17 protein-coding genes are annotated in these 20,329 nt (G+C 67.4%); 10 read left to right on the top strand and 7 right to left on the bottom strand.

Features of this window, described 5'->3' with window-relative positions:
- Positions 1-93: 93 nt before the first annotated feature.
- The 4 genes from gatB to gatC all read right to left on the bottom strand — a co-directional run bounded on the left by gatB (position 94) and on the right by gatC (position 4,055).
- A complete protein-coding gene (gene gatB / locus C556_RS0110215; protein ID WP_018748154.1) occupies positions 94-1,521 on the bottom strand; it encodes an Asp-tRNA(Asn)/Glu-tRNA(Gln) amidotransferase subunit GatB in 1,428 nt (475 codons plus the stop codon).
- A 143-nt stretch (positions 1,522-1,664) separates the two neighbouring features.
- The gene (gene gatA / locus C556_RS0110210; RefSeq protein ID WP_018748153.1) at positions 1,665-3,116 is read right to left on the bottom strand and encodes an Asp-tRNA(Asn)/Glu-tRNA(Gln) amidotransferase subunit GatA; all 1,452 of its coding nucleotides are present in this window, start codon (positions 3,114-3,116) and stop codon (positions 1,665-1,667) included.
- A gap of 64 nt (positions 3,117-3,180) precedes the next feature.
- Positions 3,181-3,771: a D-sedoheptulose 7-phosphate isomerase gene (gene lpcA, locus C556_RS0110205; RefSeq protein ID WP_018748152.1), complete on the bottom strand. Its 591-nt coding sequence runs from the start codon at positions 3,769-3,771 to the stop codon at positions 3,181-3,183.
- Positions 3,768-4,055 carry an Asp-tRNA(Asn)/Glu-tRNA(Gln) amidotransferase subunit GatC gene (gatC, locus tag C556_RS0110200; RefSeq protein WP_018748151.1) on the bottom strand — a complete coding sequence of 96 codons (288 nt, stop codon included), beginning with the start codon at positions 4,053-4,055 and terminating at the stop codon, positions 3,768-3,770. The genes lpcA and gatC overlap by 4 nt, the downstream gene beginning before the upstream one ends.
- Positions 4,056-4,429: 374 nt before the next feature.
- Between gatC and C556_RS0110195 the strand changes: the two genes are divergently transcribed.
- From C556_RS0110195 to C556_RS21655, 7 genes are all read left to right on the top strand, one after another.
- On the top strand, positions 4,430-5,476 hold the full coding sequence (locus C556_RS0110195) for a rod shape-determining protein (protein WP_026262982.1): 1,047 nt from the start codon (positions 4,430-4,432) through the stop codon (positions 5,474-5,476).
- Positions 5,477-5,637: 161 nt separating this feature from the next.
- Positions 5,638-6,519, top strand: coding sequence for a rod shape-determining protein MreC (gene mreC / locus C556_RS20045; RefSeq protein ID WP_018748149.1), 882 nt, complete (start codon positions 5,638-5,640; stop codon positions 6,517-6,519).
- Positions 6,519-7,025, top strand: coding sequence for a rod shape-determining protein MreD (gene mreD, locus C556_RS0110185; RefSeq protein ID WP_018748148.1), 507 nt, complete (start codon positions 6,519-6,521; stop codon positions 7,023-7,025). The genes mreC and mreD overlap by 1 nt, the downstream gene beginning before the upstream one ends.
- A gap of 11 nt (positions 7,026-7,036) precedes the next feature.
- Complete coding sequence (mrdA, locus tag C556_RS0110180; RefSeq protein WP_157236081.1) at positions 7,037-8,989, top strand: penicillin-binding protein 2; 1,953 nt, start codon at positions 7,037-7,039, stop codon at positions 8,987-8,989.
- Positions 8,982-10,094 (top strand): rod shape-determining protein RodA, encoded by a 1,113-nt coding sequence (gene rodA, locus C556_RS0110175; protein WP_026262981.1) that lies wholly within the window; start codon positions 8,982-8,984, stop codon positions 10,092-10,094. The genes mrdA and rodA overlap by 8 nt, the downstream gene beginning before the upstream one ends.
- A gap of 254 nt (positions 10,095-10,348) precedes the next feature.
- The gene (locus tag C556_RS24095; RefSeq protein ID WP_018748145.1) at positions 10,349-11,293 is read left to right on the top strand and encodes a septal ring lytic transglycosylase RlpA family protein; all 945 of its coding nucleotides are present in this window, start codon (positions 10,349-10,351) and stop codon (positions 11,291-11,293) included.
- Positions 11,294-11,425: 132 nt separating this feature from the next.
- Positions 11,426-14,488 carry a bifunctional diguanylate cyclase/phosphodiesterase gene (locus tag C556_RS21655; protein WP_018748144.1) on the top strand — a complete coding sequence of 1,021 codons (3,063 nt, stop codon included), beginning with the start codon at positions 11,426-11,428 and terminating at the stop codon, positions 14,486-14,488.
- A 295-nt stretch (positions 14,489-14,783) separates the two neighbouring features.
- On the opposite strand, the gene C556_RS0110160 is transcribed toward C556_RS21655, so the two are convergent.
- The gene (locus tag C556_RS0110160) at positions 14,784-16,364 is read right to left on the bottom strand and encodes a phospholipase D family protein (RefSeq protein WP_018748143.1); all 1,581 of its coding nucleotides are present in this window, start codon (positions 16,362-16,364) and stop codon (positions 14,784-14,786) included.
- 142 nt (positions 16,365-16,506) lie between these two features.
- Between C556_RS0110160 and C556_RS0110155 the strand changes: the two genes are divergently transcribed.
- From C556_RS0110155 to hemF, 3 genes are all read left to right on the top strand, one after another.
- Positions 16,507-16,905 (top strand): hypothetical protein, encoded by a 399-nt coding sequence (locus C556_RS0110155; protein ID WP_018748142.1) that lies wholly within the window; start codon positions 16,507-16,509, stop codon positions 16,903-16,905.
- 34 nt (positions 16,906-16,939) lie between these two features.
- Positions 16,940-17,407 carry a copper chaperone PCu(A)C gene (locus tag C556_RS0110150; RefSeq protein ID WP_018748141.1) on the top strand — a complete coding sequence of 156 codons (468 nt, stop codon included), beginning with the start codon at positions 16,940-16,942 and terminating at the stop codon, positions 17,405-17,407.
- Between the two features lie 247 nt (positions 17,408-17,654).
- Positions 17,655-18,566, top strand: coding sequence for an oxygen-dependent coproporphyrinogen oxidase (hemF, locus tag C556_RS0110145; RefSeq protein WP_018748140.1), 912 nt, complete (start codon positions 17,655-17,657; stop codon positions 18,564-18,566).
- A 44-nt stretch (positions 18,567-18,610) separates the two neighbouring features.
- Here the strand turns inward: hemF and C556_RS21650 are convergent, their stop codons facing one another.
- Both C556_RS21650 and C556_RS0110135 read right to left on the bottom strand, forming a co-directional pair.
- A complete protein-coding gene (locus tag C556_RS21650; protein ID WP_018748139.1) occupies positions 18,611-19,432 on the bottom strand; it encodes a C13 family peptidase in 822 nt (273 codons plus the stop codon).
- A 147-nt stretch (positions 19,433-19,579) separates the two neighbouring features.
- The gene (locus C556_RS0110135) at positions 19,580-20,266 is read right to left on the bottom strand and encodes a helix-turn-helix transcriptional regulator (protein WP_018748138.1); all 687 of its coding nucleotides are present in this window, start codon (positions 20,264-20,266) and stop codon (positions 19,580-19,582) included.
- Between the last annotated feature and the right edge of the window lie 63 nt (positions 20,267-20,329).

Raw genomic sequence — 20,329 nt, 5'->3', positions numbered from 1 at the left:
GACGCCATGCTGACGGCGGATGCATGGCAAAACGCCCCGGCGAGGCGGGGCGTTCTGCGGGCGGGCTGTCGCGAAAAGCGCTTGAACTGGCGCTCAGGCCAGCTTCTGCTTGAGCAGCTCCAGCGCCACCGCCGGGTCGGCCTTGCCACGGCTGGCCTTCATCACCTGGCCGACCAGCGAGTTCAGCGCCTTTTCCTTGCCGGCGCGGTATTCCTCGACCGACTTGGGGTTGGCGGCGATCACTTCCAGCACGATGGCTTCGATGGCGCCGCTGTCGCTTTCCTGCTTCAGCCCGTCGCGCTCGATGATGGCATCGGTGCTGTCGCCCGATTCCCACATCTTCTTCAGCACGTCCTTGGCGGTCTTGTTGTTGATGGTCTTGTCCGCGATGCGGCCGATCAGCGCGGCCAGCGCGGCGGCGCTCACCGGGCAGGCGGTGATGTCCTGCTCCTCGCGGTTCAGCGTGGCGGAGATGTCGCCCATGATCCAGTTGCTGGCGAGCTTGGCATCGGCGCCGGCGGCGACGGTGGCCTCGTAGTAGCCGGCCAGCGCCTTGCTGGCGGTCAGGGTGACGGCGTCGTAGGCGGGAATGCCGTACTGGCGCTCGAAGCGCTGCTGCATGTCGTGCGGCAGCTCGGGCAGCGCGTTGCGCACGCGCTCGATCCAGTCTTCGTCGATCACCAGCGGCGGCAGGTCCGGATCGGGGAAGTAGCGGTAGTCGTGCGCGTCTTCCTTGCTGCGCATCATGCGGGTTTCGCCGGTGTCCGGGTCGAACAGCACGGTGGCCTGCTCGATCTTGCCGCCGTCCTCGATGGTTTCGATCTGCCACTGCACTTCGGCGCGGATCGCCTGCTCGATGAAGCGGAAGCTGTTGAGGTTCTTGATCTCGCGGCGGGTGCCGAATTCGGCCTGGCCCTCGGGGCGCACCGACACATTCACGTCGCAGCGGAAGCTGCCTTCCTGCATGTTGCCGTCGCAGATGCCGATCCAGGTCACCAGCGAATACAGCGCCTTGGCGTAGGCCACGGCCTCGGCCGCCGAACGCATCTCGGGCTCGGAGACGATCTCCAGCAGCGGCGTGCCGGCGCGGTTGAGGTCGATGCCGGTGGCGCCGTGGTAGTCGCCGTGTAGGCTCTTGCCGGCATCCTCTTCCAGGTGGGCACGGGTCAGGTTGATCACCTTTTCCACGCCGTCCACGTTGATGGCGATCTGCCCGCCCTCGACGATGGGCAGCTCGAACTGGCTGATCTGGTAGCCCTTGGGCAGGTCGGGGTAGAAGTAATTCTTGCGCGCGAACACCGACTTGCGGTTGACGCGGGCGCCGATGGCCAGGCCGAACTGGATCGCCTTGTCCACGGCGGCCCGGTTCATCACCGGCAGCGCGCCGGGCAGGGCGATATCCACCACGGCGGTCTGGGTGTTGGGCTCGGCGCCGAAGGCGGTGCTGGCCGGCGAAAAGATCTTCGAACTGGTGGTGAGCTGGGTATGCACTTCCAGCCCGATGACGACTTCCCATTTCATTGTTGGCGTCTCGCTTTTTGGCGGGAAGCGGGAAGGGGGAAGCGAGAAGGGTCAAAGCCATGCGGCGCAACGGGCAATGTCCGTGCGTGCCTTGCGGTTTTCCCCTTCCCTCTTCCCCCTTCTCCCTTCCCAGGTGTCTTGATTTACAGCGCCGGCGCCTTGAGGTGCCAGTCGGTCGCCTGCTGGAAGCGGTGCGCCGCGTTCAGCAGGCGCGCCTCGTCGAAGTAGTTGCCGATCAGTTGCAGGCCCACCGGGCGGCCGTCGGCGCCGAAGCCGGCCGGCACGCTCATGCCGGGCAGGCCGGCGAGGTTGACGCCCAGGGTGTAGATGTCGGCCAGGTACATGGCGACCGGGTCGTCCGACTTCTCGCCCAGGTTCCACGCCGTGGTCGGCGCCACCGGGCCGGCGATCAGGTCGCAGTCGCGGAACGCGGCCTGGAAGTCGTTGGCGATGATGCGGCGGATCTTCTGCGCCTGCAGGTAATAGGCGTCGTAGTAGCCGTGCGACAGCACGTAGGTGCCGGTGAGGATGCGACGCTTCACTTCCCAGCCGAAGCCTTCGGCGCGGGTCTGTTCGTACATGCCGACCAGGCCGTCGAAGTCCGCGGCGCGGTGGCCGTAGCGCACCCCGTCGAAACGGCTGAGGTTGCTCGACGCCTCGGCCGGCGCGATCACGTAGTACGACGGGATCGCCAGCCGGGTGTTGGGCAGGCTGACCTCGACGATCTGCGCGCCCAGTTTTTTGTATTCGGCGATGGCGGCGTCGATGGCGGCGGCCACGTCGCCGGCCAGGCCGTCGGCGAAGTATTCGCGCGGCAGGCCGATGCGCAGCCCGGCCAGCGGGCGCTCCAGGTCGCGGCTGTAGTCCTCGCGCTCGCGTTGCAGGCTGGTGGCGTCGCGCTCGTCGAAGCCGGCCATCACGTTCAGCAACAGCGCGCAATCCTCGGCGCTCTTGGCGAACGGACCGCCCTGATCGAGCGAGCTGGCGTAGGCGATCATGCCGAAGCGGCTGACCACGCCGTAGGTGGGCTTGATGCCGGTGACGCCGCAGAACGCGGCGGGCTGGCGGATCGAGCCGCCGGTGTCGGTGCCGGTGGCGATGGGGGCCAGGCGCGCGGCGACCGCGACCGCCGAGCCGCCCGAGCTGCCGCCGGGCACGGCGTTCTTGTCCCACGGATTTTTCACCGGGCCGAAAGCGCTGTTCTCGTTGGACGAGCCCATGGCGAATTCGTCCATGTTGGTGCGGCCCAGCGTGACCAGGCCGGCGGCGCGGCACTGCTCGATCACGTGCGCGGAATACGGCGAGACGAAGTTGCCCAGCATCTTCGAGCCGCAGGTGGTCAGCCAGCCTTCCTGGCAGAAGATGTCCTTGTGCGCCACCGGGATGCCGGTGAGCGGGCCGGCGGTGCCGTCGGCGCGGCGCACGTCGGCGTCGTGCGCCTCGGACAGCGTCTTCTGCTCGTCGAGCGTGATGTAGGCGTTCAACTCGCCGTTGTACTGCTTGGCGCGGGCGAGGAATTCGCCGGCCAGCTCCACGGCCGACACCTGCCGCGCGGCCAGCGCGGCGGACAGTTGCTTGAGGGAGGATTCGATCATTGGTTGGAACCTGTTTGCGATCTGGTCGCGGCGGCCCCCGGGGGCGCCGCCGGTGCGGGCGGCGTTATGCCTGGTCGACGTAGCCCATGCCGCGCTCGACCAGGTCGATCAGCGTGTGGATGACCTTGATGTGGATTTCCTGGATGCGGTCGGCATAGCCGAAGTGCGGCACGACGATCTCGACGTCGGCCACGCCCTTGAGCTTGCCGCCGTCCTTGCCCATCAGCAGGATCACCTGCATGCCGCGGGCCCGCGCTTCTTCGACGGCACGGATCACGTTGGCCGAGTTGCCGCTGGTGGTGATGCCGAACAGCACGTCGCCGGCCTGGCCGAACGCGGCCACCTGGCGGGCGAAGATCTCGTTGAAGCCGTAGTCGTTGCCGACGCAGGTGATGTGGGTGGGGTCGGACACCGCCATCGCCGGCATGGCGGGGCGGTCGCCGCGATAGCGGCCCGAAAGCTCTTCGGCGAAGTGCATGGCGTCGCAGTGCGAGCCGCCGTTGCCGCAGGAGATGGCCTTGTGGCCGTGCTTGAACGCGTGCACCAGCACGGCGGCGGCGGCGTCCACGGCGGCGAGGAAGGCGTCGTCGGTGCGCACGCGCTCCAGCAGGGCGGCGGCTTCGTCGAAATGCTGGCGGATGGCGGAGAGGCTCATTCGATCACCTTGGGCACGAGGTAGAGGCCGTCCTCGACGGCGGGGGCGACAGCCTGGAAGGCCTCGCGGCGATTGGGCGCGGTGGCTGCGTCGTCGCGCAGCCGCAGCACCACGTCCTGGGCGTGCGACATCGGTTCGATGCCGGTGGTATCCACGGCGCGCATCTCCTCGATCAGGCCGAAGATGCGGTTGAGCTGGGTCTGGGTGGCGGCCAGTTCGTCGTCGGTGACGGCGATGCGGGACAGCCGGGCGATGCGTTTGACGTCGTCGAGGGACAGCGACATGTGGTTTTCCTTGCTGCTTGGGGGCTGCGCCGGGGCTGGAGGCGCGGCGTTCCGGGGCGGCGGGGGCCGTGGCGGCGCCCTGCTGGGCGACCGTCGGACCCGGTGGCGCGCTCGCGCATCGCGCTGCGCTTGCGTACCACCCGATGCCGGGTGGATTTTTGCGCGGATGGCGTGTCGCGGATGCCTACCGAGGCGGGCTCTTAGGGTATCATACCGGGTTTGTTTCGCCCAAACGGGCGTTGGGCCGCCCTTTCCGGGCATGGTGCGATGCGGAATCCACGCACCGCCATGCGCGCCGCGGCCCATACGAATCCTTCACCGGCGCGGTTTTGCCGTGTCGTTCTGCCCCACGAATTCTGAATTGCGAGAACACGATGCTAGGTATGCTTTCCGGCTATTTCGCCAACGATATCGCCATTGACCTGGGCACGGCCAACACCCTGATCTACATGCAGGGCAAGGGGATCGTGCTGGACGAGCCGTCCGTCGTCGCCATCCAGCAGGAAGGCGGCCCGTCGGGCAAGAAGACCATCCTGGCCGTGGGCGCCGAAGCGAAGAAGATGCTGGGCCGCACTCCCGGCAGCATCACCGCGATCCGACCGATGAAGGACGGCGTGATCGCCGACTTCACCATCACCGAGCAGATGCTCAAGCACTTCATCAAGAAGGTGAACCCGAGCCGACTGTTCAGCTCGCCCCCCCGCATCGTGATCTGCGTGCCTTATGGCTCCACCCAGGTGGAGAAGCGCGCCATCCGCGAATCGGCGCTGGGCGCCGGCGCGCGCAAGGTGGAACTGATCGAGGAACCGATGGCCGCGGCGATCGGCGCCGGCCTGCCGGTCGAGGAAGCCACCGGCTCGATGGTGGTGGACATCGGCGGCGGCACCACCGAGGTGGGCGTGATCTCGCTGGGCGGCGTGGTGTACGCGTCGTCGGTACGCGTCGGCGGCGACAAGTTCGACGAAGCCATCATCAATTACATCCGGCGCAACTACGGCATGCTGATCGGCGACACCACCGCCGAGGACATCAAGAAGCGCATCGGCTCGGCCTTCCCCGGCGCCGAAGTGCGCGAGATGGAAGTGAAGGGCCGCAACCTGGCCGAGGGCATTCCGCGTTCGTTCACCATCTCGTCCAACGAGATCCTGGAAGCGCTGACCGAGCCGCTGAACCAGATCGTGTCGGCGGTGAAGCAATCGCTGGAACAGACCCCGCCGGAACTGGGCGCCGACATCGCCGAGAAGGGCATGGTGCTGACCGGCGGCGGCGCGCTGCTGCGCGATTTGGACCGCCTGCTGATGGAAGAGACCGGCCTGCCGGTGATCGTGGCGGACGATCCGCTGACCTGCGTGGTGCGCGGCTCCGGTCGGGCGTTGGAAAAGCTGGACAAGGGTGGCGTGGCCATCTTCATCAACGACTGAACGCGGGTTCAGCGGCTTTGAGCCGCTGACAGAGCCCTCCTGGCCGCGGTTCGCTTCCTGCCGGGGCCGCTTCGCCGGGTTTTGTTAGTGGTTCCCAATTCGTAGAGGGGAGGGCGGCAAGCCCGCCTTCCCGTGCCTGACACCTGGCCTATCGATCGTCCATGCAAGCCACTCAACCCGCCTTCTTCAAGCAAGGGCCGAAGCCGCTGACGCGGCTTTTGATCTTTTCGACGCTCTCCGTCGCCCTGATGGTGGGCGATGTCCACTTCCAGGTGCTGGGCCGGGTGCGCGAACAGGTGTCGTTCGTGCTGTACCCGCTGCAATGGCTGGCCACCGCGCCGTTCGCCGCCTTCCACGAGGCCCGCGATTTCTTCACCCGCCAGGCGGTGCTGATCGCCGAACACCGCAAGCTGAACGACCAGATCCTGGTGGCGCGCGCCAAGGCGATGCGCGTCGATGCGCTGCTCGCCGAGAACGAACAACTGCGCGGCCTGGCGCTGCGTCAGCAGCAAAGCTCGCAGGGCAGCCGCCTGACCGAGATCCTCTACAGCGGGCGCGATCCGTTCTCCGCCAAGCTGATCGTCGACCTGGGCGTCAACGGCGACGTGAAGCCGGGCAAGATCGTGGTCGATACCGAGGGCGTGGTCGGCCAGGTGGTGCGGGTGCAGCCGATGACCTCCGAGGTGCGCCTGATCACCGACCGCAACCACGCGGTGCCGGTGATGGTGCAGCGCAGCCGCCTGCGCACCGTGGTCTACGGCATGGGCGCCGGCCAGCCGTTGGAGGTGCGCTACCTGCCGCCCAACGCCGACATCAAGGCGGGCGACCTGCTGGTGACGTCGGGCCTGGACGGCCTGTACGCGCCGGGGCTGCCGGTGGCGCGGGTGACGCATATCGAGCGCCCCAGCGGCTCGCCGTTTCCGCGCATCCAGTGCCAGCCGGTGGCCGGCATCGACAGCCATCGCTTCCTGCTGATCCTCGACAATCCGCCGTCGCCGCCGCCTTATCCGGCCGCGTCGGAACCCGCCGCCAAAGGTGCCTGATGCCCGTTACCAGCCATCTGCCGCGCCCGGTACGCCCCAGCCTGATCCTGCTGACCCTGATCGGCGCGCTGCTGCTCAACCTGTTGCCATGGCAGCTGATCGGCAGCCATTTCGCGCCCGACTTCGTCGCTCTGATGTTGCTGTACTGGACGCTGAACCAGCCGCGCCGCGTCGGCGTCGGCTGGGCCTTCGTGTTCGGCCTGGCCATGGACGTGGCCGACGGCAACATGCTGGGCCAGCACACGCTGGCGTATTCGGTGATCGTCTACCTGGTGCTGTCGCGCTCGCGCCAGATCAACATCTTCCCGTTCTGGCAGCAGGCGCTGGCCATGCTCGGCCTGCTGCTGCTGGCGCAGGTGATCATGGCGGTGCTGCGGCTGATCACCGGCGCGGACATGGTGGGCGTCAGCTACTTCATCGGGCCGTTCCTGTCGGCGTTCCTGTGGGTGCCGATCTCCAACCTGCTGCTGGTATACCAGCGTAAGAGCGTGCCCGAATCGCTATGAAGCACCGCCCCATGTTCGGTGCCCCCACGCGGGGCAAAACACGGCGCAGCAGCAACAACGAGCTGAAGAACGACCGCGAGGCGCGCAGCGCCTACGAGTTGCGGCTGGTGGCGGCGGCCGGCTTCGTGCTGCTGCTGTTCGGCGTGCTGCTGGCGCGTTTCTTCTGGTTGCAGGGCATCCAGCACGACAAGTACATGACGCTGGCCGAGGCCAACCGCATTTCGCTGGTGCCGGTGCCGCCGTCGCGCGGCATCATCCGCGACCGCAACGGGGTGATCCTGGCGCACAACTTTTCCGCCTACACGCTGGAAATCACCCCGTCGCGCATCGGCAACCTCGAAGCCACCATCGCCGCGCTCAATACGCTGGTCGAGATCACGCCCAAGGATCGCCGCCGCTTCAAGAAGCTGCAGGAGGAAAGCAAGGACTTCGAGTCGCTGCCGATCAAGACCCGGCTGACCGACGAGGAAGTGGCGCGCTTCGCCGCCAACAGCTATCGCTTTCCCGGCGTCGAGATCAAGGCGCGGCTGTTCCGCCACTATCCCTACGGCCAGATCGCCTCGCACCTGATCGGCTACATCGGGCGCATCAACGACCGCGACCTGGCCGACCTGGAGGAAGCGGGCACGCTGGCCAACTATCGCGGCAGCGAGCACATCGGCAAGATCGGCATCGAGGCCAGCTACGAGCGCTACCTGCACGGCACTACCGGCTTCGAGGAGGTCGAGATCGACGCCAACGGCCGCGCGGTGCGCACGTTGCGCCGGGTGTCGCCGCGCCCGGGGCAGGATCTGCAATTGTCGGTGGACATCAAGTTGCAGGAGGTCGCCGAGCGCCTGCTGGCCGGCCGGCGCGGCGCGCTGGTCGCCATCGAGCCGGCCACCGGCGGCGTGCTGGCCTTCGTCTCGCAGCCGGGGTTCGACCCCAACCTGTTTGTGGACGGCATCGACCCGCAGACCTGGAAGGAACTGAACGAAAGCCTGGACAAGCCGCTGCTCAACCGCGCGCTGCGCGGAGAGTATCCGCCCGGCTCCACCTTCAAGCCGTTCATGGCGATGGCCGCGCTGGAGGGCAATTTCCCGCTGGTGCACCAGACCATCGCCGATCCCGGCTACTTCGTGTTCGGCGGCCACCGCTTCCGCGACTCCAAGGCCGGCGGCTACGGCAGCATGAGCTTCGACCGTTCGCTCACCGTGTCGAGCGACACCTACTACTACCAGCTGGCGGTGCAGATGGGCATCGACTACATCGCCAACTTCATGAGCGGGATGGATTTCGGCCAGCGCACCGGCATCGACCTGCCCGGCGAGCGTCCCGGCGTGCTGCCCAGCGCCGAGTGGAAGCGCAAGCGCTTCAAGAACCCGGCGCAGCAGAAGTGGTACGCCGGCGAAACGGTGTCGATCGGCATCGGCCAGGGCTACAACAGCTACACCCCGCTCCAAATGGCGCACGCCACCGCGACGCTGGTCAACTACGGCGTCGCCTACCGGCCGCACGTGGTCAACCAGATCGTCGATCCCAATACTGGCGAGCTGACCCAGGTGGAGCCGCGTCCCGAACGCACGCTGCCGTGGAAGCGCGAGAACATCGAGCGGGTGATCCGCGGTCTGGCCAGCGTCATCACCAACGGCACCGGCGCCAACGCGTTCCGCAATGCCGGCTACACCGCCGGCGGCAAGACCGGCACCGCGCAGGTGTTCTCGCTCAAGGGCGGCAAGTACAACGCGCGCAGCGTGCACGAACGGCTGCGCGACCACTCGTGGTTCATCGCCTTCGCCCCGGTGGAGCAGCCGCGCATCGCGCTGGCGGTGATCGTGGAGAACGGCGGCTTCGGCGCCGCGGCCGCCGCGCCGATCGCGCGCAAGGTGCTCGATTTCTACCTGCTGGGCAAGAAGCCCGAAGACCCGGTGGCGCAGAACGCGTCCGTCGTCGAACAGCCATCCGCGGAGCGCACCGGTGATTAAGCGATTGTGGGAACGTTTCAAGCAGCCGATCGATCCGTGGCTGCTGCTGTTCACGCTGCTGGTGTTCGTGGTGTCGGCGGTGCTGCTGTACTCGGCGTCCAACCAGGACGTCGACCGGGTGTCGGACAAGCTCACCTTCATGGGCATTTCGCTGGTGCTGATGTGGTGCATCGCCAACATCCGCCAGCAGACGCTGATGCGACTGGCGCTGCCCGCCTACCTGGTCGGCGTGCTGCTGCTGCTGGCGGTGGAGTTTTTCGGCGTGACCAGCCACGGCGCCACGCGCTGGCTGAACATCGGCATCACCCGCATCCAGCCGTCGGAGCTGATGCGCATCGCGTTGCCGTTGATGCTGGCGTGGTACTTCCATCTGCACGAGGTGCACCTGAACTGGCGGCATTTCGTGGTCGGCGCGCTGCTGATCGTGGTGCCGGTGGGGCTGATCCTGAAGCAGCCCGACCTGGGCACCGGCCTCTTGATCACCTCCAGCGGCTTCTACGTGCTGTTCTTCGCCGGCCTGTCGTGGCGGCTGATCGCCGCCGGCGCCGCCGCCTTCGGCGGGCTGGCCTACGTGGTCACCCACTGGAACCTGTGCATCAACATCCTGCACGAGTACCAGTGCCGCCGCGTGGCCACCATGCTGGACCCGACCAGCGATCCGCTGGGCGCCGGCTACCACATCATCCAGGGCACCATCGCCATCGGCTCGGGCGGCTGGTTCGGCAAGGGCTGGCTGGCTGGCACCCAGACCCACCTCGACTTCATTCCCGAGCGCACCACCGACTTCATCTTCGCCGTGTTCGGCGAGGAATTCGGCCTGGTGGGCAACGCGCTGCTGCTGTTGCTGTACCTGCTGGTGATCGCGCGCGGGCTGATGATCTCGCACGGCGCATCCACCACCTTCGGCCGCCTGCTGGCCGGCTCGATCGCGCTCAATTTCTTCACCTACGTCTTCGTCAACATGGGCATGGTGTCCGGCATCCTGCCCGTGGTCGGCGTGCCGCTGCCGCTGATCTCGTATGGCGGCACCTCTATGGTGTCGATCCTGGCCAGCTTCGGCCTGCTGATGAGCATCCAGCGCGACCGCAAGCTGATGAAGGGGTAGGTGGGTGGGAAGGGAGAAGAGGGAAGGGTGTGAAACCAACCCCACATCTTGAAACACAGAGGACACAGAGAACACGGAGTTCCACAGAGAAAAACAGAGGTGAGGGCGGTCCAGGCTATTCCCGGCCTCGCTCCCTTCCCGGCTTTTTCTCCCGCCTTTCTCTGTGTTCTCCGTGTGCTCTGTGTTTCAAGATGTGGGGTTTGAAGTTCATGTCCGTTCGCAGGTTCGCGCGAGGTGTCCGCTTGAAAGCCAGCTTGAAGATCGTTTGCCTGGGCGGCTGTGCCGCGTTGCTTGCCGCCTGCTCCAGCACGCCCAGCCGCGCGCCGGCGCCGTCCCAGCCGCAGCCGCCGGTGGCGGCCAGGCCGGGGGGCGAGCCGCCGGTGCTGGCGCAGCAGCCAAGCAACAACCCCTGCGTCTATGCCCGCGCCGGCAACGGTGCGTTCTACAAGGACGACGGTCCGCTCGATCTGCCGCCGTGGATCGATCTGGTGCCGGAGGCGACGCCGCGCGCCGAGCCGCTGCACCGCTTCGCCAACAATCCCTACACCGTGCTCGGCCAGAGCTTCACCCCGCTCCGGCAGGCCGGCGAGTACCGCGCGCAGGGCGTCGGCTCGTGGTACGGCCGCAAGTTCCACGGGCAGAAGACCTCCAGCGGCGAGGTCTACGACATGTTCGCCATGACCGCGGCGTCGCCGGTGCTGCCGATTCCCAGCTACGCGCGCGTCACCAACGTGAAGAACGGCCGCAGCGTGATCGTGCGGGTGAACGACCGCGGCCCGTTCCACAAGGGGCGGGTGATCGACCTGTCGTTCGTCGCCGCCTGCCGCCTGGGCTACGCCATGCAGGGCAGCAGCGAGGTGGTGGTCGAGAGCCTGGCCGCCAATGGCGCGCCGCCGCCGGCCAATGTCGCCACGCAGGTCGAGACCACCGCGCCGGTGGCGGCGCCCCTGCCCGCGCCGATTGCCGACAGCGGTGGCGGGGTCTACCTGCAACTGGGCGCGTTTTCGTCGCGCACCAACGCCGAGGCGTTCCACGCGCGGCTGGCCGGCGAACTGCCGCCGGGCTCGCCGCTGGTGATCCAGACCGCCGGCACCGTGCACCGGGTGCGGCTGGGGCCGTATCCCGACCGGCGCGCCGCCGAACTGGCGGCCCGGCAGCTGGCCGACGCGCACGATCTGACGGCGGTGATCGGCAGATAGCCGCGGCGGCGCGACGCGCCGTTGTTTCAGGCGGATGACTGCCGCTTGCCAGCCCCGGCGCTTTGCCCCAAGAATGCGTGGAGCGGGCGCCGTTCATCATCCACCACCCCTGTCCACGAGGAGACGAAACCTGTGACTCCGCCGCCTGCCCTGGAGCAAGACGACGGTCATTCGTTTGCACGCATCCGCGTCCTGCTGGTGGTGCTGTCCGTCGTGGTGATGCTGTTCACGCTGGGTGCGCTGGGCTGGTCCACCCTGCGCAGCTACCAGGAAACCCAGAATAAGGCCGAGCTGTACCTGCTCACCCTCGCGCGCACCAGCGAGGAACACGTCGGCCGGACCATGGAATCGTCGGTCAACGCGCTGTTCTCCATCCAGCAGGACACCCTGTTCCGCAAGTGCCTCGCCGCGCGCGACGACGAGTGCCTGTATGCCTACCTGCAACGGGTGGTGGTGCGTTATCCGCAACTGGGTTCGCTGGCGGTGATCTACGAGGACGGCCACCTGGCCGCCACCACCCGCACCTATCCCACGCCGCAGCTCAACCTCGGCAACGAGCGCTACTTCCGGGCCATCCGCGCGCTGCCGGGCACGCCCAACTACATCGCCGAAGCGAGCCCCGATCCGGGCGGCGGCGGCGAAGTGATCCCCATCGTCACCGGCCTGTCGGGGCCGGGCGCGTCGTTCTCCGGCGTGCTGATGGCCGGTCTGTCGCCGGGCTACTTCGCCAACTTCTACCGCTCGCTGGACGCCCAGCGCGGCACCACGCTGCGGGTGTTCCGCGACGACGGCACCACCTTGCTGTATTACCCCGAGAACGCGCGCGAGCACAGCCGCAACATCGCCGGGCGCCAGTTCTTCGACGAAGCCTTCCTGCGCCAGGAGGCCGGCGTATTCCACGAGACCGACCTCGACGACGGCACCCGGCGCATCCACGGCTGGCGGCATGTCAGCGGCTGGCCGCTGGGCGTCGCAGTCGGCGCCGACCGCAGCGTGGTGCTCGCCACCTGGCAGCGCGAAGCCCTGATCAACATGGGCATCACCTGCGTGATGCTGCTGGCCAGCGGCGGCCTGCTGGTCTACGTGCTGCAACAACTGCGGCGCCTGGAGCAGACCGAGGCCGACCTCTACCTGACCAAGGTGGCGGTGGAGCGCGGGGCCGACATGGCGGTGTGGCTGGACGATGCCGGGCAGATCCGCTACGTCAACGCCACCGCGTGCAACCGGCTGGGCTACAGCGAGGGCGAACTGCTGTCGATGCGGTTGAAGGACGTGAACCCCGGCTTCAGGCAGGAAAGCTGGCCCCGCTTCTGGATGCGCCTGCGCGAGCACAAGCACCTGTTCGACGAAGTCACCTTCAAGACCCGCACCGGCGAGGAATTCCCCATCGAGGTGTATTCCAACTTCATCGTGTTCAAGGGCCGCGAATTCAACTGCGCGGTGGTGCGCGACATCTCCGAGCGGCGCATGGCCGAGGAAGCCATCGTCAAGAGCGAGCAGCAGCTGCGGCTGGCGCTGGAGGCCTCCAACACCGGCCTGTTCGACATGCCGCTGGAAAGCCGCCGCACCGCCGTCACCAGCCCGGAATACGACCGGCTGCTCGGCTACGAGCCGGGCGAGCTGATCGAGACTTTCGAGAAGTGGAAGAACCAGCTGCACCCGACCGACCGCGACAACGTGATGCGCGCGGTGCGCGATTACTACACCGGCGCCGCGCACCAGCTGGTGATCGAGTACCGCCGCAAGCGCAAGGACAACGACTACCACTGGTACCAGATGCGCGGGCGCTTCGTCGAATTCGACGAGCAGCAGCGCCCCAACCGCCTGATCGGCACCCTCACCGACATCACCGAGCGCAAGGAAGCGCAGGAGCGCATCACCGAGCTGGCCAACTTCGACACCGTCACCGGCCTGGCCAACCGCAACCTGCTGCGCGACGAGCTGAAGCTGTCGGTGGCCGCCGCCCAGCGCTATCACCGCCGGCTGGGCGTGCTGTTCCTCGACCTGGACCGCTTCAAGACCATCAACGACTCGCTGGGCCACGCCGCCGGCGACCAGGTGCTGATGCAGGTGGCCGAGCGCCTGCGCGGCATCGTCGGCCGCAACGACATCCTGGCGCGCCAGGGCGGCGACGAATTCGTGGTGGTGCTGTCCGAACTGCGCGACGCCATGGAGGCCGGGCAGGTGGCCGAGCGCATCCTGGAATCGTTCTCCGAGCCGTTCGAGCTGGAGGCGGGCGGCTTCGCCAGCTCCACCTCGATCGGCATCGCCATCTATCCCGACGACGGCGACGATTCGGAAACGCTGATCCGCAACGCCGACGTGGCGATGTACCAGGCCAAGGCCAACGGCCGCAACAACTACCAGTACTTCACCGCCGACCTCAACGCGCTCGCCTCGGAGCGGCTGGTGCTGGAAACCAGCATGCGCCAGGCGCTGGCCAACAACGAATTCACCCTGTTCTACCAGCCGCAGGCCAGCCTGGCCGACGGCAGCGTGATCGGCGCCGAGGCGCTGATCCGCTGGCGTCATCCCGAGCACGGCCTGATCCCGCCGGGCAAGTTCATCCCCGTGGCCGAGGAATCGCGCCTGATCGTGCCGATCGGCAACTGGGTGCTGCGCGAGGCGTGCCGTCAGGCCGTGGCATGGCAGGCGGCCGGGCTGCCGCCGCTGACCATCGCGGTCAACCTGTCGCCGCTGCAACTGCATCAGGCCAACATGCTGGAGATCGTCGCCGACGCGCTGGCATCCTCCGGCCTGGAGGCGCAGTACTTGGAACTGGAAGTGACCGAGTCGGTGGTGATGCAGGAGGTCGAGCACGTGATGTCGATGCTGCACGGCCTGAAGCGCCTGGGCGTGAAGCTGTCGATCGACGACTTCGGGACCGGCTATTCCAGCCTGTCGTACCTCAAGCGCTTCGCCTTCGACAAGCTCAAGGTGGACCAGAGCTTCGTGCGCGACCTGACCACCGACCCCAACGACGCCGCCATCGTGCTGGCCATCATTGGCCTGGGCAAGACGCTGGGCATGTCGGTGCTGGCCGAAGGCGTCGAAACCGCCGAGCAACTGGCGTTCCTGCAGAGCGCCGATATCGACGCCATCCAGGGCTTCTTCTTCAGCCGCCCGATCCCCGCCGACGAATTCCGCCAGCTGATGGACCGGATGCCGGTGTTGCCGCTTGGGAGCGGCGGGTGAGGCGGCTTTCTCTGGGAAGGGAGAAGAGGGAAGGGGGAAGGGTAAAACCACTGCAAACCCCACATCTTGAAACACAGAGGGCACAGAGAGCACGGAGATTCACAGAGAAAACCGAGGTAGGGCGGGGCAGCTCATGGGTGTGGTCTTTCCAAGGTGCTCTTCTCCTCGGAGTGCGCAATCTTCCCGCCTCGCCTTGCCTTTCTCCGTGTGGCTCTGTGCTCTCCGTGTTCTCTGTGTTTCAAGATGTGGGGTTTGAACTTGGTTTGGTTTTACGCTGTTGCCAGGCGCGTAGCGCCTACAGCTGAGACTCAATCGGCAGCAGCGACATCAGCCACACGGTGAAGCGGCGCCAGCTGCTCGATTTGGGGTCGGCGTCGTAGTCCTGGCCGTCGGCGCCGTCGTGCCAGCGCAGGTCGCTGTGCTCCAGTCGCAGGGCGTAGGCGTCCTGTGGCACCAGCCGGTCGAATTGCGCGGCCATGCGCTGGCCGAGCAGCTCGCTTTCGAACAGCACGCCGATCTCGGTGTTCAGCTCGATGGAGCGCGGGTCCAGGTTGAGCGAGCCGATGAACACGTGCCGGCGGTCGAACACGAACGCCTTGCTGTGCAGGCTGGCGCGCGACGAGCCGCGAAAGCCCGCGCCGCTGCCGAAGCCGCTGCCGCCGGAGCGCTTGGCGCCGCGCACCAGGCCCTGCGCCTGCCCCGGCTGCGGATCGGGCTTCCACTCGAACACCTTCACCCCGGCCTCCACCAGCGGCTCGCGATAGCGCGCATAGCCGGCGTGCACCGCGGCCACGTCGGTGGCGGCCAGCGAGTTGGTCAGCACCTTCACCTCGACGCCGGACTTCACCAGATTGGTCATCCAGGCGGTGCCGCCGTCGCCGGGCACGAAGTACGGCGAGACAATGGCCAGCTCGCGGCGCGTCTTCTGTGCCACCGGCGTCAGGCGCTCGGCCAGCAGCGTGGCGTCCTCCTCCGGGTCGGCCTTGTCCGGCTCGTCGTACAGCGCGCGAGCGCGGCCCCAGTAGAACGGCAGTTGCACCGCGCGCACCCGTGCGGCGGTCGCCTGGTGTTCCAGTTCGCGCAGGTAGTCGCTGGCGCGGTCGGCCTGCAACTGCTTGCCGTACTCGATGCGCAGCGCGTCCAGCATGCCGTCCAGCTTGCGCTCGGGGTAGAACAGCTTCACCGGCACCGCCAGCTTGTGGTTCCAGAACAGGTCGAACGAGCGCGCCACCTGCGGTACCACCGGGCCGATGCACAGCACGTCCAGATCGCTGAAATCGACCTCCTCGTTGGCCTCGAAATACTCGTCGCCGATATTGCGGCCGCCGACGATGACGGCGCTGTGGTCGGCGATCAGCGCCTTGTTGTGCATGCGCTGGTTCATCCGGCTCAGGTCCAGCAGCGCCGACAGCGCGCGCCAGTTGCGATTGGCGGCCGGGTTGAACAGGCGGATCTCGATATTGGGATGCGCCGATAGCGCCAGCAGCAGCTCGTCGTCGGCGTTGGCGCCCACGTCGTCCAGCAGCAGGCGCACCCGCACCCCGCGGTCGGCGGCCTCCAGCAGCTTGCTCATCATCAGCCGGCCGGTCAGGTCGTCGTGCCAGATGTAGTACTGCACGTCGAGCGTCTTCTGCGCCACCATCGCCAGCGCCAGCCGGGTGAGCAGCGCATCGCGCCCGCGCTCCAGCGGATACAGCCCGGTCAGCCGGGGATGCGCCTTCAACAGCGGCGCGGTGGCACGCGCCAGCGGCGTGTCCGCGGTGTCGGCCAGCGCGCTGGACGCCGCGTCGGTGGGCTTGGCGGGGAGCGCGCCACAGGCGGTGAGCAGGGCGCTCAGGCCGAGGGCGGCGGCGCGGGCGGGAAAACGTAGCGGCATGGCGCGGGTCGGAAAAGGGCGATGCGGGGAATGTAGCAAACTCCGCGCCTATCCCCGCGCGAACCTGTGGTTATAATCCCGCGCATCTTCCCAAGGCAGTCGCGACGCGGCTGCGGCCCAGGTCCCGATCCCAGTGCGAAGCGTGCCGCGCGTTTTCTTCGATGCCGCATCCAGCGAACGCCGCCGCTCGGGCCGGGCGGCGCGACGGCACGCGCTGGCGTTGCTGCTGTGCGTGCTGATGGCGGGCGTCGCTGTCTGGCGTGGCCTGCACACACCGGGCGCCGTCGCCCCGACGCTGTCCTGGTGCGTGAGCACCGCGACCGGCACGCCATCACTGCCATTGCCGCGCAGCGAACTGCCGTGGTGCCCCGACTGCCTGGCCGCGCAGTGGGCGGGCGAGCCGGCGATGGCCCGACTGCCACCGCTGGTCGCGCCGCTGGCGATGCTGCAAATTGCCAGTGGCGGGCCGCAGCACGCGGCGTCGCCGTTCTTTCCGGTGCGTGCCCGGGGACGCGATCCGCCGCCCTCGGCGTTGGTCTGAAGTCTCCTTCCTACACACCACTGGAAAAACTTTCATGAAGAAACTGATCCTGGGCGCCCTGCTGGCAGTGAGTGCCTCCCTGGCCGCCGCGCACGAATACCAGGCCGGCAAGTTGCTGATCGGCCATCCCTGGGCCCGCGCCACCGCGCCGGGCGCCACCGTGGCCGGCGTGTTCCTCACACTGGACAACAGCGGTGGCGACGCCGCCGACAAGCTGGTCGCCGTCGCCACCCCGGCGGCCGAGCGCGCCGAGCTGCACAGCATGAGCATGGACAACGGCGTGATGAAGATGCGCCCGGTGCCGGCCATCGACGTGCCGGCCAAGGCCAGGCAGGCGTTGGCCCCCGGCGGCCTGCACATCATGCTCACCGGGCTGAAGCAGCCATTGAAGGAAGGCGCCAGCATCCCGCTGACGCTGACCTTCGAGCAGGCCGGCCCGGTGCAGGTGCAGGTCAAGGTCGAAGCGCTGGGTGCCAGCGCGCCGGCCGGCCCCAAGCACTAGGACCGGCAAAAACCCTGCTGGCGCCGCCGCGCGGGGGCCGGGCTGAACTTGCCGCACACCTCGTACTGTGAGCGGCCGAAGGAAGTCCGGCTTGCCGCCTTCAGGATGTTTCACGCGTCTTGCCAGAACCGCTACGCTGGGTTTTGTTCGCGCGCCGATCTGGTGTCGGCGCGGGGCGGGGAACCAACCGGTTTTCCGTTGCCGCGCCGACGATCCGCCTTTTTTCATCCCGTTTTCCCGAGCCGCCATGGATACCACCGCCGTCAAGGATTACCTGCTCACCCTGCAACAGAACATCGTCGCCTCGCTGGAGAACCTGGACGGCGGCGCGTTCCTCCACGATGCGTGGCAACGCCCGCAGGGCGGGGGCGGCATCAGCAGGGTGATCGAGGATTCCGCCCTGTTGGAGCGCGGCGGCGTGCTGTTCTCGCACGTGATGGGTGACGCCATGCCGGCGTCCGCCACCGCGCACCGCCCCGAACTGGCCGGCCGTGCCTGGGAGGCGATGGGCGTGTCGCTGGTGCTGCACCCGCGCAACCCCTACGTGCCGACGGTGCATATGAACGTGCGCTGCTTCCGCGCCTATCGCGCCGATGGGGCGGAGGACGACGTGTGGTGGTTCGGCGGCGGCATGGACCTGACGCCGTACTACGGCGAGGCGGCCGACGCCCGCCACTTCCACGCCACCTGCAAGGCCGCGCTCGACCCGCTCGGGCCGCAGCATTACCCGGCGTTCAAGGCGTGGTGCGACCGCTATTTCTTTCTCAAGCACCGCAACGAAGCGCGCGGCATTGGCGGCGTGTTCTTCGACGACTTCGCCGAGGGCGGCTTTGACGGCGGCTTCACCATGATCCGCGCGGTGGGCGACGCCTTCCTGCCGGCCTACCTGCCCATCGTCGAGGCCCGCCGCGAACTGGCCTACGGCGAACGCGAACGCGCCTGGCAGTCGTACCGCCGCGGCCGCTACGTGGAATTCAACCTGGTGTGGGACCGCGGCACCCTGTTCGGCCTGCAATCGGGCGGGCGCACCGAATCCATCCTGTGCTCGATGCCGCCGACCGCCAGCTGGCGCTACGACTGGCAACCACCGCAAGGCAGCCCCGAGGAGCAACTGCTCACCGAATTCCTGCCGGCGCGGGATTGGCTGGCGGGGCGATAAAAAAGCGGGAAGCCAGTGCTTCCCGCTTTTGCTTTGCGGCGCATTCATCTGCCGGGGCGCAGGCCGGCTTTGATCAGATGCTCTTGCAATTCGACACCGAAGTGGATCTGCGGTACCGATCCGGTTTTCTCGCCGATTTCCTTTTCCCGCGCCATTACCTTATCTGAAGCGGCCATGAACAACACCGGCCAATCCAGGTGGCGCGCGTCTTGATCGACCAGCAGCGCCTTGCCGAAAAACGTGTATTCGTCGCGCACCGAGCAGCCGAACGACACGCGATCTTGTCGTGCCGCGCTCAGTACCAGCGCATCAGGGTCATACAGGAAGGCGTTGACGAAGCTGCCGGAAAAACACGCCGACACCGCCAGCATCACGTACTTGATCCCAGCCTCGCCCAGGGTCTTCTTCAGCCAGACGGGTGACAACTCCTCCTCGCCACGACCGGGCTGCTTCAGCACCACGCCGTTCGGCACCCCGTGCGACACCATGTACAGCATCAGCACATCGCGATCCTTGTCCATCCTGGCGCCGAGGCCGCGCAGCGCGCGTCCGAGCGTATCGAGATTGGCCTGCGGATAACGCTCGTGATCGGCCGGATCGTTGCTGAGCAGCATCTGCGCATCCTCGGCGCCGTAGCGTTCCCCCAGCACTGTCGAGGCATACCGCGCCTCGTTGCCGAAGACTTGCGGCCGATCGTAGCCGGCGATGCTGAGCCCATAGACCCGTGGCCGTTCCATTGGCGCGGGCAGGGCGGCGAGTTGCGCTTCCAGCAACGCGGTCGTGGCGGCCGCCGGCTGGGGCGTCATGTTGGCGCAGCCGGCGAGCAGCAGCAGGCAGAGCAGGAGGGCGTGCAGCGCGTATCGCATGGGGCATCCCCGGACAGGAAAAAACGCAATTTAGTCATGTGCGCATCAATGCATTATTGATCTGACGCGACTTATCTGTTGGTAACTTCCTCGAGCCTGTGGTGGAACCGAGCGGATCCCAAAACAACCTCAGGTGCGGGACATGCCTCAATCCACCATCGCCGGATCCACCCCCATGCGTCGCAGCATGTCCGCCAGGTTGCGGCCCGGTACCTGGGGGAAGCGTACCGGCAGTACCTGGCAGGCGCGGATGCGGTCGAGGCGGAAGTGGCGGTAGTCGCTGCGCAGTTCGCACCAGGCGGCGAGCGTCCAGTTGCCGTGCCAGAAGAACAGGCCCAGCGGATGCAGTTCGCGTTCGCTGGGCGTGCCGTCGGCGCGGGTGTAGGCGATGTGCACCACGTGCAGCGCGTGCACGGCGTGGCGCAGCCGGCCCAGCAGCGGGCGCAGCGAGTGGTGCAGTTGCGGCACGGGGGCGTAGAGGCGGGTGGGCAGGTCGATCTGCTGGCGCAGCGTGACTTCGATCTTGGCCTGGGCGCTGCGCGCGGCGTGCGCCAGCTCGGCGTCGCCGTAGCCCTGCACCATGCGCGCGCCCAGGCGCAGCGCGTCCAGTTCCTCGCGGGTGAAGCTGAGCGGGGGCAGGTCCAGGTTCTGCTTCAGCCGGTAGCCGACGCCGGCCTCGCCGTCGATCGGCAGGCCGGTGCCGAGCAGGTCGCTGATGTCGCGGTAGATGGTGCGCTCGGAGACGTCCAACTGCTGCGCCAGCCAGCGCGCGGTGGTCAGCGGCCGGCTGCGCAGGAACAGGGTGATCTGGTAGAGACGGTCGGCGCGGCGCATGGCTGGGTCTTTTGGTGGATGGGGCGGCTGGAGGCTGAACCCCAAATCTTGAACCACGGAGAA

The sequence above is a fragment of the Chitiniphilus shinanonensis DSM 23277 genome (assembly GCF_000374805.1).
GTDB classification, from domain to species: domain Bacteria; phylum Pseudomonadota; class Gammaproteobacteria; order Burkholderiales; family Chitinibacteraceae; genus Chitiniphilus; species Chitiniphilus shinanonensis.
This window is presented reverse-complemented; position numbering and strand designations above follow the sequence as displayed.